This is a genomic window from Microbispora sp. CL1-1 (assembly GCF_012034195.1).
In the GTDB taxonomy this organism is placed as follows: Bacteria; Actinomycetota; Actinomycetes; order Streptosporangiales; family Streptosporangiaceae; genus Microbispora.
In genome coordinates this window covers 1-712 of sequence record NZ_JAATEK010000162.1, presented here as the reverse complement: position 1 = coordinate 712, position 712 = coordinate 1, and the positions used below count along the sequence as shown (strand labels likewise).

General features: G+C 67.0%; 1 protein-coding gene. It reads left to right on the top strand.

Going from position 1 to position 712, the window contains the following annotated elements:
- On the top strand, nucleotides 1-712 hold a 712-nt coding region (locus HCK04_RS40420; RefSeq protein ID WP_142652788.1), incomplete at both ends, for a substrate-binding domain-containing protein.

The window sequence follows — 712 nt, the reverse complement described above, 5'->3', positions numbered from 1 at the left end:
CAAGAACGCGACGGACGCGGCCGCGCAGTTCTCCGATGTGGAGTTCAAGGCGGTCGAGCCGACCAACGACATCAACCAGCAGATCTCGGCGGTGGAGTCGCTGATCCAGGCCAAGGTCGACGCGCTGGTGATCCTGCCCAACGACGGTGAGCAGCTCAACCAGGTCGCCCGGCAGGCGATGGACGCGGGCATCCCGGTGATCAACCTGGACCGGGTCTTCCCCGACAAGCTGTCGTACCGGACCTGGCTGGGCGGCGACAACTACGGCATGGGCGTGGCGGCGGGCCACTTCATCGGCAAGACGCTCAAGGACAAGGGCGTGTCCGACCCGGTGATCCTGGAGATCCAGGGCATCGCGACGCTGCCGCTGACCCAGGAGCGCAGCAAGGGCTTCGCCGACGCGCTGAAGACCTACGGGTTCTCGGTGACCGCGCAGCAGGACGCGAAGTTCACGGTGGAGTCGGGCACGCAGGTGGCCAGCAACCTGCTGCAGGCGCACAAGAAGATCGACGCGATCTGGAACCACGACGACGACCAGGGCATCGGTGTGCTCGCCGCGATCAAGGAGGCCGGTCGCGACGAGTTCTTCATGGTCGGCGGCGCCGGCTCGGCCAACGCGATGCGCGACATCCAGGCCGACAACGGCGTGCTGAAGGCCACGGTCACCTACAGCCCCACGATGGCCGGTTCGGCGATCAAGCTGGCGCGGCTG